11 protein-coding genes are annotated in these 17,150 nt (G+C 47.4%); 3 read left to right on the forward strand and 8 right to left on the reverse strand.

Going from position 1 to position 17,150, the window contains the following annotated elements; translation table 11 throughout:
• Window positions 1–2: 2 nt before the first annotated feature.
• The 8 genes from GWG06_RS16195 to GWG06_RS16230 all read right to left on the reverse strand — a co-directional run bounded on the left by GWG06_RS16195 (window position 3) and on the right by GWG06_RS16230 (window position 13,715).
• On the reverse strand, window positions 3–755 hold the full coding sequence (locus GWG06_RS16195) for a hypothetical protein (RefSeq protein WP_160714470.1): 753 nt from the start codon (window positions 753–755) through the stop codon (window positions 3–5).
• A 110-nt stretch (window positions 756–865) separates the two neighbouring features.
• A complete protein-coding gene (locus GWG06_RS16200) occupies window positions 866–1,930 on the reverse strand; it encodes an AAA family ATPase (RefSeq protein WP_127043912.1) in 1,065 nt (354 codons plus the stop codon).
• Window positions 1,931–2,756: 826 nt separating this feature from the next.
• A complete protein-coding gene (locus GWG06_RS16205) occupies window positions 2,757–3,323 on the reverse strand; it encodes a DinB family protein (protein ID WP_160714472.1) in 567 nt (188 codons plus the stop codon).
• A 792-nt stretch (window positions 3,324–4,115) separates the two neighbouring features.
• Entirely contained in the window at window positions 4,116–5,207 is a 1,092-nt protein-coding gene (locus GWG06_RS16210; RefSeq protein ID WP_127043914.1) for a PA0069 family radical SAM protein, read from the reverse strand.
• Between the two features lie 170 nt (window positions 5,208–5,377).
• Window positions 5,378–7,156: a MutS-related protein gene (locus GWG06_RS16215; RefSeq protein WP_160714474.1), complete on the reverse strand. Its 1,779-nt coding sequence runs from the start codon at window positions 7,154–7,156 to the stop codon at window positions 5,378–5,380.
• A gap of 96 nt (window positions 7,157–7,252) precedes the next feature.
• The gene (locus GWG06_RS16220) at window positions 7,253–8,683 is read right to left on the reverse strand and encodes a glycoside hydrolase family 125 protein (protein WP_160714476.1); all 1,431 of its coding nucleotides are present in this window, start codon (window positions 8,681–8,683) and stop codon (window positions 7,253–7,255) included.
• A 230-nt stretch (window positions 8,684–8,913) separates the two neighbouring features.
• The gene (locus GWG06_RS16225) at window positions 8,914–12,312 is read right to left on the reverse strand and encodes a methylmalonyl-CoA mutase family protein (RefSeq protein WP_127043696.1); all 3,399 of its coding nucleotides are present in this window, start codon (window positions 12,310–12,312) and stop codon (window positions 8,914–8,916) included.
• Window positions 12,313–12,995: 683 nt separating this feature from the next.
• Window positions 12,996–13,715 carry an NUDIX hydrolase gene (locus tag GWG06_RS16230; RefSeq protein WP_127043695.1) on the reverse strand — a complete coding sequence of 240 codons (720 nt, stop codon included), beginning with the start codon at window positions 13,713–13,715 and terminating at the stop codon, window positions 12,996–12,998.
• Window positions 13,716–13,880: 165 nt separating this feature from the next.
• Between GWG06_RS16230 and ligA the strand changes: the two genes are divergently transcribed.
• Genes ligA through GWG06_RS16245 form a run of 3 tightly spaced genes read left to right on the forward strand, consistent with a single transcriptional unit; the run spans window position 13,881 to window position 17,126 of the window.
• Entirely contained in the window at window positions 13,881–15,998 is a 2,118-nt protein-coding gene (gene ligA, locus GWG06_RS16235; RefSeq protein ID WP_160714478.1) for an NAD-dependent DNA ligase LigA, read from the forward strand.
• Window positions 15,991–16,431: a nucleoside deaminase gene (locus tag GWG06_RS16240; protein WP_127043693.1), complete on the forward strand. Its 441-nt coding sequence runs from the start codon at window positions 15,991–15,993 to the stop codon at window positions 16,429–16,431. The genes ligA and GWG06_RS16240 overlap by 8 nt, the downstream gene beginning before the upstream one ends.
• An 11-nt stretch (window positions 16,432–16,442) precedes the next feature.
• Entirely contained in the window at window positions 16,443–17,126 is a 684-nt protein-coding gene (locus tag GWG06_RS16245; RefSeq protein ID WP_160714480.1) for an acetyltransferase, read from the forward strand.
• The last annotated feature ends 24 nt before the right edge of the window (window positions 17,127–17,150 follow it).

Here is a 17,150-nt window from a genome sequence, read left to right on the forward strand (position 1 = left end):
TTTCAGGGTTCTTCGGTGTTATTAATTACTTCCTGCAGCCATTGCTGCAGGGTTTTCGGTTGCATACGGTATTTCACCTTTTCGCCAAGGCACCAGTTCCATCTGCGGTTGCTTTTTCCTTTGAACAACCAGTACATGCGGTGAGCCAGCTGATGGTTCTTGATATGGTTATCCAGCTGTTGTTCTTCTGCCAGTAATACAGGGTCAATGATTCTTCTTTCCGTAATCATGTTGGGCCGTACCCTCAGCACAAAGCGCCAGGGTTGGGTAAATACCATGCAGCGGATGGCTCCTCTTCCGCAACGGTGAGGCACATCTCTTTCTTCGAAAAAGGCTGCTTCTGCGGCAGTAAAGTTCATTTTTTTAAAATGACTCCGGTCAGGAGACAATACCTGCTGCTCTTTCACCACCAATATCTTCTTCCCATGCTTCCTCTTTTTTACTTTATAATCTCTACGATGAAAATAATCATATGTATTGATTTTATCCAGTATTCCCTGAAAGAAAGATGCCTGTACCCCCCTGGCCACATCATCCCTTAATACAAAGAAACGCTTGTAACCTTTCATCACGGGCGGGGTTAACGGAACGTATACTTTTTTGCGAAGCTCGCAACCGAGTTCTTCTCTTTTTCGTTTTAAAGCGATCAGATGCTTGTCAGCGTCTGACTTCGCCGCACGTATGCGTCGTCTTTCGCTTCTGAACCGGGATGCAGACACATAGTCCTGCAATGCATCCGGTAGTAACTTGTCCATAATTTCTGATAGATTTCATTCATGTGTGTTTTACTTCCTATTCTTTTGCTGATGGACAAGTGATTCTTTTTCATAAAAAATATTTTTTGGGTAGATGAAATAATGTTGTTCTATACGGTTTCACCGATGCTTATTCTTCTGAATCCGATAATATGCTGCGGTACTTCAAAAGAAGGTTCATGCTGATTGGTGATTTCAGCAATACTCATGGGTTTACTGATAATGCTGTCATAGCCCAGGTGCCGTGATAAGCGCTGTGCTTTCTCTGCATTCAGGCGTTTGAATTCGTACTTTGCAATCAGTCTGCCTTTACGCAGCAGCGCACTGTCTATAGCAGAAAGTTCACTGTTAAAAGAGCAGACCAGCTGTATATTCAGGCAGTCTGCCAGCAATCCGTCCGACAGATTCAGCAGATTGGATACAGAAGAGTTGCCGGAAAACTTTCTGTCCATGATTACATTTTCAGCATCTTCAATAATCACTACACAGTTGGGATTATCGATAAGCAACTCCATGAATTCCGGATTCATGATATTATTGGCCAGATCGGGGGAAACAAAGAGAATACGCTTTTTGATTTTCCCGATCAGGTAGCGCAGATACGTTGTTTTACCGGTGCCCGGCATACCATGCAGTAATACAATACCTTTGTCCTTATCCTTTTTCAGGCGTTGCTGTATAACCTTATCCACTGCTTTAAAATCTTCATCGTAAAACATACCTATATCCAGCCGGGTACGTTTAATCTCCATACTTTTCAGCTCCAGCCCTTTTCTTCCGCTGACGATGAGGTTTATCTCATGCGGTTCGCGGCGTTGTTTTTCTTTATATCGTGTAACCGTTTCCGTTACTTTGTTCAGGAAATCCAAATCCGTGCCATCATGTAAAATCTCACACCAGGATTGCCAGAATGCAACCAGACAATTATTACTCAGCAGTATCATGGTCTGATTGTGTTTATACTTTTTCTTTTTACTATCATAATCAGTATAGCGGAAGGTATTTACAATCATGCCTTCAAACGATTTACTAAAGGCCACTGCAGCCTTTTCGCCGTCTACCTCATAGATATTGCTGATGTTGGGAATACTGTTGAAATGTGAAGTATACACTCCTTTCGGATCAAAATATTCACCATCTTTTATATCAATACTACTGTTCACCAATGCTTTCATTTACTTTTCTTTTAAAGTTACAACCCGATACTGATAAAGATTTACCGGAGTCCGGGGGAAGTGGACTCCCGGCAAATCAGCTTATCATTACAGCACTTTCTGCAGTGTCTGTTTCGGGGAAGTTACAAGTTATCCTTGTGATAACCTGAGATAGGGGGTTAATTCAAACAGAGACGAAAAAAACATCTTTAAGAGAGAGGAAAAGCGGAGCAGGATTACTCCGCTGCCTGTTACTAGTGTACCTCCTCAAATAATGCCTTTCAGTACTGACACAAAAAAACCCGGTCTGTTCAACACGGACCGGGTTACTAACGTTAACGCATATACTACGTTAAGGCATGCCTTGTCCGTTTAGCTTCCGGCTTGCCGAAGCTATTACGATATCCTTTACTGCGGCTGATTTGCAGCCACGTCATCCGGATTCTTATTGTGCCAACTGGTAATATCATTATCACAAATCTATAACAAAAAAGCCCGGATCACACGACCCGGGCTTTTGTTATATATACAAATATTTTTGATCTACCTGTAAACATAAAACGCCCGGAAGCAGCCACCATCCCATGTATAGACGGGTGCTGCGAGTTCCATTTGTGAATTAATGCGTTTCATATTCTAAAGTATTTGTTGATTTCTATTATCAATTTTTAACGATGCAAAGATAAATGCTTCTTGTCTGATATTGCAAACTTTTAGCTAATATTTTTTCAGATTTTTCTTTGCATGATAATTACATCAGTTGCAAAAAACCGGGAGTGCGCGGTACTCCCGGTGCTTTTCAATATTCAAGGATAACAAAAACAGATGATGGTGGTCGACCATAAAATCAGATCATGACCGCGCTTTCTTCAAACTCTTCTTCCAGACGTTTCATCTGGTTAATATGACGTTCAATATGTTTGGTCAGGAAGTAGATGTACTGATATATATCCAGCTTACCCAGCTGATTGACGGACATGTTGGTGAATACCAGCAATCCTTCACCGTTCTTGAGTAAGGAAAGGTTATACATGCATTGTGCGTACTGTTGTTTCAGCAGCGCTTTTATTTCCTGCATATTTTTGAGGCCGGTGGGCTCCATGTGTTCAGGTCTTACCCAGCCAAAAGATTTACTGCTGATGACATCTATCTGGCTGAATTTACTTTCGTAATCAGCGGGCAGTATAACTGTCTGGCCGTTTCTTTTTCTGTCCAGCGCACGACGGGTGCTTTTGTTAATAATCAGCAGCAGGAAATAGTTGGTAAGGGAAATATGTTCCAAAACCTCTCTGATATTCCATTGATCGCGCTCTGGTTTGAAGTGCAGCAATACGTGATCTTTTTCAAACCAACTGTCCAACTCCCTGAAATTGGTGAGCAATGCCTCTCTTACAACTTGAATAACGTTTCTCATATACTAACGTTTTGGGGTTATGCACTGTACCTGTTCTGGTTTCCAAATCAAGTGGGTTTAGCACATAACATAATTTAAAAATAGTTTGTCATCCTGCCTGCCGGGTAAACAAAAGACCCGGCCGTATTTACGGACCGGGTCAGATAATGTAAGGGGTTTAGCTCACATTACTACATACCAGATCCGTATGGCTTTTTATAGGCAAAGCCATCCCGTTTACGCCATACGGCGTATTTTTTATATTGTTGACTTAACGTCTCAATGTCTTTCGATGTCATCATTTCAGTACTGCTTCAAAAGCAAAAAGGCCCCACTTTTTTAGAGCGGGACCTTTGTTTGTATCGTTTGATAACTTTTATCTCGTTAGCAATCGGTGCAACGTGCCCGCAATCCGTCCTTGACCTGCTTCTCGCACGCCATCGCTGTAATCTTATATGTTGACAGAAGTTGCACTTGATTTTTTAATTCTTTGTACAAAGGTAAATTTTATTTTTTTTATTCCGCAACAATACACCCTACTTTTTTTATAGAGTTAACAATTTATTTAAATTCCCGCTTCACTGGCGGGTTTCAACATTTTCATCTGCGGTAAAATTTCCTTATGCTGCTATTGCTATGCAGGCATCTGCTCCTGTTTTTACATCCTGTGTAACAGATATTTTGCTGCCCCACGGGCATTTCGCATGTCCCAACCGGGCCACTGGAAAGCATTTCAGCGGCAACGACCTTCCGGGCAGGTATTTACCGGCATGTTGGTAATTATCTGTACAATTACGCCAACGGTCTTTTACTTTATACCGGATCAAATAAACTCAGCTGGCTGTTAGGTCTGCGAAAGGCTTCTGTGTTGAATTCGAACCGTTCCATGTTCAATCCGTTCTTTTTGGTATGTACCCTGAACTGCTGCCTGATCAGGTCGGCGATATTGCCAGCTCCCCGCATACGGCGGCCAAACTCGCTGTCATTCACATTTCCGCCGTGCATACTTTCAATATGATGCCAAACCTTGTCTGCCCGGTCCGGGAAATTCTTATACAACCAGTCATTAAAGATAATTTTCACGGCATCGTTGAGCCTTACTACAGTATAACCGGCATATTTAGCGCCGTTGGCTGCAGCGGTTTCCAGGAGCCGGGGCATTTCATGATCGTTCAGCCCCGGAATCATGGGAGCTGTCATAACGCCAACGGGTATACCGAGTTCGCTGAGTTCCTTTACTATTTTGAAGCGCTGTGCGGCGGTGGTGGTGCGTGGTTCCATTTTCTGCCGCAGGTCTTCCTGCATGGTGGTAATGGATACATATACGCATACCAGCTTATCCTGTGCCAGCTGCTGCAGCAGGTACCTGTCCCGCAGCACCAGTGAGTTTTTGGTGATGATGCCTATTGGCTGCTTGTATTGCAGGGCTACTTCCAGCAGTTGCCGGGTCAGCCACATCTTGCGCTCCACCGGCTGGTAACAGTCTGTATTCCCCGACAGGGAGATGGGCTTGGGTACCCAGTTCTTGTTATCCAGGAACTTCCTGAGCAATTCCGGGGCATTATGCTTTACGATGATCTTTCTTTCAAAATCAAGCCCTGCACTCAGTCCCCAGAACTGGTGCGCATTACGGGCATAACAATAAATACAGCCATGCTCGCAGCCCTGATAGGGATTCATGGAGTACCACATTCCCACATCCGGGCTATCCACCTTATTAACAAGGGTTTTGGCATGTTCCTCAAATACCTGCGTAGGCACATCTGCCTGCCACCACTCATCAATTCCCTCTACATGCTCCTGCACATACTCTCCCTTCAGGTATTTGTTCCTTGGATTCAGCTGGGCGCCACGTCCTTTATAATAGGGATTTTCAGCGGCCCCCTCCTGGAATGGCAAAGTCATAACTAAATATTTTAGTAAAACTACTAAAATATTTGGCATTAATCATTTAATTATTTAATTATTTGAGATTTGGTTATTTAAAATGCAGCGGAGATCTAAGCATATATAATTCGCTTAGCTCTCCGCTGCATTTTAAATAACCAAATCTCAAATAATCAAATAACCAAATCTTATATGATCTGCATCTGTTTCATCAGGAAGGTGGCGTTTTTGTTGCGGGCGATGCCTTCGCGGATGCGGTAGTCGAAGTACAGGTGGTCGTTCTGTATGGTGCTTTCGAAGCAGTAGTTTTTGATGCGCGCGGGGTATCTGTCTTCCAGGTGTCCCAGTTCCAGGTCGTGCGTAGCGATCATCCCCAGGCAGTTATATTGCAGGAAATGCTCTATCAGGCTGCGGGAACCGGAGAGTTTGTCTTCCGAGTTGGTGCCTTTCAGTATCTCATCCAGCAGGATAAACACGCGCTCTCCTGTTTTCAGCTGCATAATAATATGTTGCAGGCGAAGCAGTTCCGCCTGAAAGTAAGAAGTATGGCTGGCGATAGAGTCTTTGATACGCATGGAGGTCATAATGCGCATGGGAGGAAACACAAACCGCGCCGCGCACACGGGAGCGCCGCACATGGCCAGTAACAGGTTGGCGCCAACGCTGCGCAGGAAGGTGCTTTTCCCGGACATATTGGAACCGGTGATAATCAGGAAATTTGCCTGCCGCCCAATGCTGCCGTTGTTCTTCACGGATGCGGTATCCGGAATCAGCGGATGACCCAGTGCGGTGGCTTCCAGCACCACATCTTCCTGTGGTTCAGGGAAAACATAATCGGGATAATTGTAGGCAAAGGTGGCAAAGCTGTTCCATACCTCCAGCTGTTCTATTACGCCAAACCAGCTGTCGGCATGCGCCTTATGAGCGGCCTTCCACCCTTCCAGGCGGAGAATACACTGCAGGTCATACAGCATAAGGGAGTTCAGCACCACTGCCACCAGCAGATTCAGTCGCTGATCGAAGGCCGCTCCTATGCGCGACAGCTGATGTAGTGCCACATCCGCTTCCCTGGCTGTTTCCTGTTGTTGCCTTAGCAATACCGATGTTTTAAAAGAAGCATTTTTTACGAGGTGCAGCAACACGGAAAACTTCTCCAGTATCTTTTCCTTATGGGAGATAAGGTTGTATTGCACCATAATTTTCTTCTGGATGCTGCCCAATACAATCCAGTTCAGGATGATGATACCGATGAAAGGATAGTAATGCCCCGTGGTAATATACGCTGCCAGTGTGAGCAGCACCAGCAAGGGGCTGAGCCAGCGCCATACCCGCAGGAACCGGTTGTGCAGGAAGTCAAAAGGCATATTGAGCCAGAGGTTAATCTCCTTCCGGTCGCTGGCATCCTCCTGTGCCAGGATGGCATTGGCCGTGAGCTGTTGGCGGAATTCCAGTTCTGGTGTCATCTCTTTAAGGGCTTCCTGTGTATCCCGGATGGCGGCCACTTCCCGGAAAGGGCTGCGTAAAACAGCTGCCAGCTTATGTTTGCCTGACAGAGTACCGGTACGGTTGATAAACTGGAAGATAGATGCCGGCCCGAAAATATCCAGGTCGCTGCTGTAATCGTGCTTGTCATCCACAAATTCCTGCCCGTTTTCAAAAGCAGACTCCCATGTAGTAGCCTGCAGCAGCTCCTTTTCGTTGAGAGACAGCAGTGTTTTCCATAACTGCAGCTTATTAAGTGACTTATTGTACTGAACAAGAGATAACAGGAACGCAACAATACCGGCAGCTGAAATCAGTAACCATACAGCATTCCAGCCGTTGCGGAAAAAGAATACCACGCCCGCCACCACTGCCAGGAAGCTGATCAGCCGCGCCCAGGAAAGCATGGCGGTACGCTGCTTCTCCTTATTCATCATCTCCCGGAAATCGTTTATCCGTTGCTGATATATTGTTGCCCTGCTCATATCATCTGTTTTAAAAAAGAAAGGGATTTTATGATTTATGTTCACAATTTATTGAACATAAACCATAAAATCCCTTACAGGTTATCCGGAGTAAAATCAGGCGTATTGTCTTTTCAGCAGCTCAGGGTATTCCTGGCTTACTTTCAGGATCAGTTCACCAAACAGCGTATTGGCCCATGCAAACCATTTACGGGTGAATTTGGAAGGATCGTCCTTCTCGTAGGACTCATGAATAAAGCCGGTGTTGCCATCGGTATTGCGCAGTGTTTTAATGCATCCGGCAATCTCTTCCTTATCATGACTGGTCAGTGCTTTCATGATGATGCTCATGGGCCAGATATAATTTTCGCCGGTATGCGGGCTGCCTATGCCATCGCCGTATTTACCCTTATAGAACCATGGGTGGAAGGCGCTCCATACAAAATGGCGGGAAGCCTGGTACAGCGGGTCTTCCGCAGTGGTATAGCCAAGATACGGGATAGAGAGCAGGCTGGGCACATTGGTATCGTCAATGAATAAACGGTTACCATAGCCGTCTACCTCGAAGCCATACATATTGCCCAGCTTCGGATGCTCCACGATTGCGTAGGCTTTGATAGCGCGGTCTACTTCATCGGCGAGGCTGCTGCACTCCCTGGCGAAGGCGGTATCTTTATATATAGTTTCACTGATTTCCGCCAGCTGCCGCAGGGATACTACCGCAAACATATTGGAAGGTATCAGGAAAGGCAATACAGTGGCATCATCGGAAGGGCGGAAGATGGATACGATCAGCCCTACCGGCAACATGGGTGAACCATAGCCGGAATTAGGCACGGTGTCTGACTGCCATGCGGTGACGCGCTGGAATTTATAAGGCCCTTTGCCGTCTTTACGCTGCTGTTCCTTAAATGTTTTCACGATGGCATGTGCTGCCTGTTTGTATTTATCATCAAATACCTTGGTATCTCCGCTTTGTTTCCAGTAGTGGTACGCGAGCCTTACCGGGTAACAGAGGGAGTCAATTTCCCATTTACGCTCATGCAGCTCCGGTTTCATATCTGTGAGATCCTTTTCCCATTCACTGCCGGTAGGCCCGTCATTAAAGGCGTTGGCATACGGATCAATGAGGATGCATTTCACCTGGCGGTTGATAACGCCGGCGATAAGCTGCTGCAGTCTGGCGTCATCTTTAATCAGGGGGATATAAGGCCATACCTGGGCAGAGGAGTCGCGCAGCCACATAGCGTTGATATCACCGGTAATCACGAAGGTATCCGGCCTGCCATCCTGCACTTTAAAGTTCACAGTTGTATCAAGGGTATTGGGGAAACAGTTTTCAAACATCCAGGCGAGCTTGGTATCCGCCATCTGTTTTTTCACGCTGACAATGGTTTTCTCTACCGCGTCGCTGGTAAACTTACGCTGAGCCAACGGCGGGCGCTGGGAGGTATATCCATTCCACCCTAAAACCGTTTTGGGCATTCCCAGCCCTACAGCGCCTGCCAGCAGCGCGCTGTTCCTGATAAAATCTCTCCTTGCTACCATACTGTTTTGTGTTTAGGAAAGCTAAAATAAAAAAGTTTCCGGGATTTGCTTAATCGATTTACCAATTAGACCCCTAAAGGGGAATTACGAATTTCAAATTACGAATTACGAATGTAGCCCGAAGATAAAAGCAAAGACCCAAGCGGATACTTTAAGTATTATCGCTTGGGTCTTTGCTTTTATCTTCGGGCTACATTCGTAATTCGTAATTCGTAATTCGTAATTCCTGACTACATGTTTCTCCTGTATTGCCCGCCCACTTCGTACAGCGCATGCGTGATCTGGCCCAGGGAGCAGTGTTTCACGGTTTCCATCAGTTCGGCGAAGAGGTTACCGTTATTGATGGCTACCTGCTGGAGCTGTTTGAGGGCTGCCGCATTTTTAGCCTGGTGGCGGTGCTGGAACGCTTCCAGGGTATGTATCTGGAATTCTTTTTCTTCTGTAGTGGAACGGATTACTTCCGCAGGAATAACGGTAGGTGAGCCGTTTTTATTGAGGAAGGTGTTAACGCCTACAATGGGGAATTCGCCGGTATGTTTCAGGGATTCATAATACAGGCTTTCCTCCTGTATTTTATTACGCTGATACATTCTTTCCATGGCGCCGAGTACACCGCCACGTTCGGTGATGCGGTTGAATTCTGCCAGTACGGCCTCTTCCACCAGGTCGGTCAGTTCTTCAATGAAGAAGGATCCCTGTACCGGGTTCTCGTTCTTGGCGGTTCCCAGCTCCCGGTTAATAATCAGCTGGATAGCCATGGCCCTGCGCACGCTTTCTTCTGTAGGCGTGGTAATCGCTTCATCGTATGCGTTGGTATGCAGGGAATTACAGTTATCATAGATGGCATATAATGCCTGCAGTGTGGTACGGATGTCGTTGAAGTCGATCTCCTGGGCATGCAGACTGCGGCCGGAGGTCTGGATATGGTATTTCAGCTTCTGGGAGCGGTCGTTACCCTTATACTTGTATTTAATGGCTTTAGCCCAGATGCGGCGGGCTACGCGGCCAATTACAGCATATTCGGGATCCATACCGTTGCTGAAGAAGAAAGAGAGGTTAGGCGCGAAATCGTCTATGTTCATGCCGCGGCTGAGATAGTACTCCACATAGGTGAAGCCGTTGGCCAGTGTAAACGCCAGCTGTGTGATAGGATTGGCGCCCGCTTCTGCAATATGGTAGCCGGAAATGCTGACAGAATAGAAGTTACGCACTTTCTGCGTGATGAAATATTCCTGTACGTCGCCCATCAGTTTGAGGGCAAACTCTGTCGAGAAGATGCAGGTATTCTGCGCCTGGTCTTCTTTCAGGATGTCTGCCTGCACGGTACCGCGAACGGTGCTCAGGGCATGTGCCCTGATTTTATCGTATACTTCCCGTGGCAGCACTTCTTCGCCGGAAATACCCAGCAGCTGAAGGCCCAGGCCGTCGTTTCCTGCCGGCAGATCGCCGTTGTAGTGCGGCAGCGGATGATCCTTAAATTTATCTTTTATCAGTGCCTGCACCTGTTCGGTCAGACCCTGTTCTTTAATATACTTTTCACATTGCTGGTCAATGGCGGCATTCATGAAGAAGGCCAGCAGTATGGGTGCAGGCCCGTTGATAGTCATGGATACCGATGTTTTCGGATCACAGAGATCAAAGCCGCTGTACAGTTTTTTGGCGTCATCTACCGTAGCGATGCTCACCCCGGAGTTACCGATTTTACCGTAGATGTCTGGTCTTACTGCCGGGTCCTCGCCATACAGGGTAACACTGTCAAAGGCTGTGGACAATCGTTTTGCCGGCTGGTCCAGGGATACGTAGTGAAAGCGTTTGTTGGTGCGCTCCGGCCCGCCTTCTCCGGCAAACATACGGGTAGGGTCTTCTCCTTCCCTTTTCAGCGGGAATACGCCGGCTGCATATGGGAATTCGCCGGGCAGGTTTTCGGTGAGCTGCCAGCGCAGAATGTCGCCCCAGTCTTTATACTTAGGCAGGCTAACCTTCGGAATACGGCTGTGGCTGAGGCTTTCAGAGAACAAAGGTAATTTGATGACTTTATCACGTACCTGGAATTCGTAGTTATCGGCAGTATACTTACTGACGATGGCCGGCCATTCTTCCACCAGTTTCTTGCATTCCGGATGCAGGCTTTCCTGCAGGTGAGCTTTAATATCGGCCAGCAGCGGAGCTTTAGATGGGTCCAGTTCTTCTACGCCCTGTACCTGGTATAGCTGGGTGGCTATTTTGCACTGGGCATCTACCCATTTGCTGTAGTCATCAATTGCTTCAGATATCTCTGCCAGATAACGTACCCTGGCTGGCGGAATGATCTGCGATTTGGTGGTGGTGGATTTCACGCTTTCATGCGCCAGCTGGCCGAAGGCGGCGGAGGTTTTCTCCGTTACCTTTTCCATCACTTTTTCAAACAGCAGGTTGATGCCGGCGTCATTGAACTGGGAGGCGATAGAGCCTACCACGGGCAGTTCCTCGTCTTTGGCAGTCCAGAGGTTGTGGTTACGTTTGTATTGTTTACGCACATCATGCAGGGCGTCGAGTGCGCCGGCCTTATCGAATTTATTGATGGCGATAACGTCTGCATAATCCAGCATATTGATTTTTTCCAGCTGGGAGGCAGCACCATATTCCGGTGTCATCACGTACAGCGATACATCGCAGTAGTCCGTGATAGCGGTGTCGCTTTGTCCGATACCGGAGGTTTCGAGGATGATGAAGTCGAATGCGGCCAGTTTGCAGATATCAATCGCCTCCTGGATATGCTCACTGATAGCCTTGTCGCTTTCGCGGGTGGCCAGGGAGCGCATATAGGCGCGTGGGTGATGAATGGCATTCATACGGATACGGTCGCCCAGCAAGGCGCCGCCGGTCTTCTTTTTGGACGGGTCTACCGAAATAACCGCCACGGTTTTATCCGCATAATGGGTCAGGTAGCGGCGTACCAGTTCATCCGTAACACTGCTTTTACCTGCGCCGCCTGTACCGGTGATGCCCAGTACAGGGGTGCTTTCTTCTTCCTTCAGGGAGCTGATGTGCGTACCTGCTTCCTGGTCTACCGTAACGGCTTTGCGGGCTTTGAGGCCGCTGAGCAGCGCTACCGGCATATCGTTTTCCGCCAGGCTGATGGCCCTGGCAATAATTTTCGGATTCTTTGATTTACGCAGCTGCGGTATATCTTCCGGGTTACCGCCTGCGGGGAGGGGTTTCACGGCAGTATCGCACTGGCGGATGAGATCTTCGATCATACCTTCCAGTCCCATCTGGCGGCCATCATCGGGGGAATAGAGGCGTGCAATGCCATAGGCATGCAGTTCTTCTATTTCTGCAGGCAGGATGGTACCACCGCCGCCACCGAAAATTTTAATATGTCCGCAACCTTTTTCTTTCAGCAGGTCAAACATGTACTTAAAAAATTCCACGTGCCCGCCCTGGTAGGATGTTACGGCAATCCCCTGCGCATCTTCCTCGATGGCACAGTCTACTATTTCAGCCGCGGAACGGTTATGCCCGAGGTGAATCACTTCCGCCCCCTTCGCCTGCATGATGCGCCGCATAATATTAATAGCGGCATCATGGCCGTCGAACAACGCTGCTGCTGTTACAATACGAACTTTATGTTCTGGTGTATATGACATAGTAAATCCGGTTTATTTTGAACACAGGCATAAGAAAGGAAAACGGGTAGTACCTACCCCGGATGACTTTTACTCCCCTATAGCCGTTGTGTGAAAATGCAAGTTACGGAAAAAGCGGCGGAACTGCCGTCAGTACACGGGTTTATGCAGATTTAGAATTGATTGAACAGTATTTCCATACTGTTTGAAATTTTTTAACTGATCTCAAAATCAGTTAGTATTTCCCTAAAACAACTTTCCCTTGTACTTCAGCCGTACAAGGGAAAGCGAAAGATAAGACACCAGGCAAAAGTGCTTAGCAGCCTTCATTTCATAACGTGGAACTATAAAACAACTATTGATAAATATTTTTAAATGATTTCTATGGCATACTTGATAAAAGGAAAAATAATTTTCGGTTTTCTCTATGGCAAAACAGACTACAACGGATCTAAATTCTGGTCAATGTCACACAAGAAATAATCGTTTTCTCAGGATGTGTATATTTTACACAATCTTAATTAAAATTTTGTTAAAAACAAACTTTTTTTTCATTTTCCGGGCAAAATAATTCAAAGCACAGGCACCCGCCCGCCGGAAGGATGGCAATCCCTGACAGCAGTACATCTTATCAAGATAAAAATTAACGAAAGTCCGGCAAACAGGCCGCCGGGCAGCTAAAAAAATACTATTCCTGTACGATACTAAAAACCGATACCCAGGTAGCGCTTTTTGCGCTGGTCATACTTATCGAAATTGAATTTATACAGCTTGGCCGGCCGGTGAGGGACATCTTCTTCTTCTTCATTCAGATCCAGCAGCAGATCCATGGAAAGAAATTTCTTACGGAAGTTGCGGCGGTCCAGTTCTACATCCAGGATAGCTTCGTAGAGGTTCTGCAATTCGCGCAGGGAGAATTTTTTGGGTAACAGGTTAAAGCCCACCGGCTGTACCATCACCTGCTGTTTCAGTCTTTCGTGGCAGGTATCCAGTATCTGTTTATGATCGAAAGCCATTTCATGCAGGTCTTTCACAGAGTGCCAGTGCAGCTCGTTATTATGCATTTTCAGTTCTACATGTTCTATATTCACGAGGGAGTAGTAGGCTACCGTAATTACCCTGCCGGCCGGATGACGGTTAATTCCGCCAAACGTCTGCACCTGCTCCATATACACGTTATCCAGACCGGTACGGGCTTTCAGCACCCGGTAGGCGGCTTCGTCCAGCTCTTCATCCGGGCGTACTATATCTCCCAGTAATGACCACTTTCCTTTGTATTCCTTGAGGTCAGACTCAATGAGCAGCACCTTCAGTTCATCATTATTAAATCCAAAGATTACGCAGTCCACAGAAATAGCGGCTTTGAAATAGTTCTTAATCTCAATCAGGTGAGTATTGATGTTTTTGGTGTACATAGACATCATAAAAATACGTGGAATTACAGATGTTATAATAATCGCGGTAAAAATAACGATAGTCAAATCAAAGAAAAAAATAGCACATTTAATACAAAAAACATTGAATTTTTTACGCTGCTATACCCTTTGGGAAAAGATAAGGTTTAAATTTACGGCTCAGTTTCACCGATTATGTATACAAAGGAAATAGAAATAACCCTGGCACAGCTGGCCAAAGATCTGCTCAGCCATCTGCAGCGGCAGCAACTGCCGCATTCCATTGACGAAACCCTGGAAGCGTTGCGGCGCGTGATCAGTTATAACGACTGGCGCTATTATGTGCAAAGCGAACCGGTGATCAGCGATTATGAATACGATCAGCTGTTTGCCTGGCTGAAAAAACTGGAACAGGAAAGACCGGACCTGATTAGCCCCGATTCTCCTACACAGCGCGTAGCCAAAGGGCTTACCAAAGAATTTGTGACGGTGCAGCACCTGGTGCCTATGCTCAGCCTCGAGAACTCCTACAATGCAGATGATCTCATTGACTGGGACCGCAAGGCGCGGGAGGCCGCCGGCATGGATGAAATTGAATACTGCATAGAACCTAAGTTCGACGGCGCCAGTATTTCCCTGATATACGAAGATGATCAGCTGGTGCGTGGCGCTACGCGCGGTGATGGTATTGCGGGAGAAGATATTACCGCCAATATCCGGATGATACGCTCCATCCCCCTGTCTGCCAGCTTCGCTAAATATGGCATTCACAGCATTGAGATACGCGGGGAAGTGCTCATCAACAAAAATACCTTCAAGGCATTCAATGATAAGCGCATCGCAGAAAACCTGCCACCGCTGGCCAATCCGCGCAATGCCGCCTCCGGCTCCCTCCGTATGGTAGACCCTAACGAAGTAGCCAAACGCGGACTGGAAGCCTTTCTGTACCACATGAGTTATCATACCATGAATACAGGTATGGCAGAACCAGATGCTATAAAAACCCACAGCGGCACCCTGGACCTTTTGTCTACCCTCGGTTTCAGAAGCCCGGCCAAAGAAAAGAAAGTAGTAAAAGGCGTGCAGGCCGTGATCGATTACTGCCTGCAGTTTGAAACAGAGCGTGACAACCTGCCTTACGAAATTGATGGCATGGTTATTAAAGTGAATGATTACGCGCTGCAGGACAAGTTAGGCATGACCACCCACCATCCGCGCTGGGCCATTGCCTATAAATTCAAGGCCCGCCAGGCTACCAGTAAGCTCCGCAGCGTGGAGTTCCAGGTAGGCCGTACCGGCTCCATCACGCCGGTGGCTAAAATTGATCCTGTGCATATCGGCGGGGTAACCGTATCTTCTATCTCTCTCTTCAACGAAGATGTGATCCGGGAAAAAGACCTGAAGCTGGGCGATACCGTGCTCGTGGAGAGAGCCGGCGACGTGATCCCCTATATCGTGAAATCTATTGCGGATCTGCGCAACGGTACAGAACAGCCGATTGTATTTCCTTCACACTGCCCCGTTTGCGGCGATCAGCTTGTAAAGCCGGAAGGAGAAAGTGTGTGGCGCTGTACCAATATCAACTGCGAAGCGCAGGTGGTAGAAAGAATGATACATTTCGTGAGCAAAGACGCGATGGACATCAAGAGCTTCGGCGAAAGCAATGTGCGGAAGTTCTATGCACAGGGCCTGATGAAAGATATTCCCGGTATCTATCAGCTGGACTTTGAGAAGATAGGCGCCATGGAAGGATTCGGGAAGAAGTCGCTCTCCAACCTGCAGACCGCCATTGAGCAGTCGAAAACCCAGCCGCTGCATCGCCTTATATTTGGCCTGGGTATACGCTATGTAGGAGAAACTACCGCCAAAACACTGGCCAATGCCGTGACCAACATCATGGACCTGCAGCACTGGACGGAAGAACAGATACTTGCCCTGGAAGATATAGGACCTAAAGTTGCAGGCTCTATCCGTCTCTTCTTCGCCAACGACGACAACATCCACATGCTGCAGCAGCTGGCCGCGCTGGGTGTAAATATGGAAAATACGAAGAGCAGCCAGCTGACTTCCGGTAACCTTAACGAACAAACGTTTCTGTTCACCGGCACCCTGCATAAGCTGAAACGCAGCGAGGCAGAGGAAATGGTAGAACAGCAGGGCGGTAAAATCATGAGCGGCGTCAGCAGCAAACTCAACTACCTGGTAGTAGGAGATGATGCCGGCAGCAAACTGGAAAAAGCTAAAAAGATAAATACCATCAGGATCTTGTCTGAAGATGAATTCCTGGAGATGATAAATAGTGCAAATGATTGACGATACTTTTTTTATGAAGCAGGCGCTGAGAGAGGCGCATAAAGCATTTGAAGACGGAGAGGTACCCATCGGCGCCGTAGTGGTGTTAAATAACCAGGTGATAGGCCGTGGGCATAATCAGGTGGAGCGTCTGAACGACTGTACCGCGCACGCAGAAATGATTGCGCTCACCTCCGCCTTTAACACCCTGGGCAGCAAATACCTGATGGAGGCAACGCTCTATGTCACCGTAGAGCCTTGCCTGATGTGCGCCGGCGCATTATACTGGAGTAAAATAGGACGCATTGTCTATGCCGCCGCTGATGATAAGAACAGCTATCGCCGCGCTACTGCAGACAAATCACCCTTTCATCCAAAAACAAAGCTGGAAGCAGGTCCTTGCCGCGAAGAGAGTCTGCAGCTGATGCAAACTTTCTTTGAACAGAGGAGATAAACAGATTAACCATGATGGAAAACCAGACCAAACATAACATTATTATTATTGGCTCCTCCGGGCATGCTATGGTAGCTTCAGATATTATATCGCTAATGCCGGAATACCATATTGTTGGCTATATAGATGCATTTAAGCTACCGGGCACCCTCTGCAGAGGCCTCCTGGCGGTATTGGGTAATGAAAATGATCTGCCGCAGCTGCTGCAGACCCACCATATCCGGGGTGGCTTTATTGCCATCGGCGACAACTGGGTCAGGAGCCTTGTTGCTGCCAGGATCAAAGCCCTGCTCCCCGATTTCCACTTCATCAATGCCATACATCCCAGCGCCATCCTATCTCCCAGCCTCACGATAGGCAGCGGCAACATGATCGGTGCAAATGCAGTCATCAATGCCGGCACGCGCATAGGCGACTTCACAATCATCAATACCGCCTCCTGCATTGAACATGACAACATCCTGGAAGACTATGCCAGCGTAGCCCCCGGCACCACCACCGGCGGCAATGTAAACATAGGCGCCTTCACCGCCGTAGGCATTGGCACAGTCATCAGACATCGTATAAACATCGGCGCCCACACCATCATAGGCGCAGGTTCCCTGGTACTGAAAGATATTCCGGATTATAACACCTGGTACGGCAGCCCCGCCAAGATGATGGGGATGAGGAAAGCAGGGGATAAGTATTTGTAGGTTTCCTTTTTTGTGGAAGAATTA

This window comes from Chitinophaga solisilvae (assembly GCF_009928525.1).
GTDB classification, from domain to species: domain Bacteria; phylum Bacteroidota; class Bacteroidia; order Chitinophagales; family Chitinophagaceae; genus Chitinophaga; species Chitinophaga solisilvae.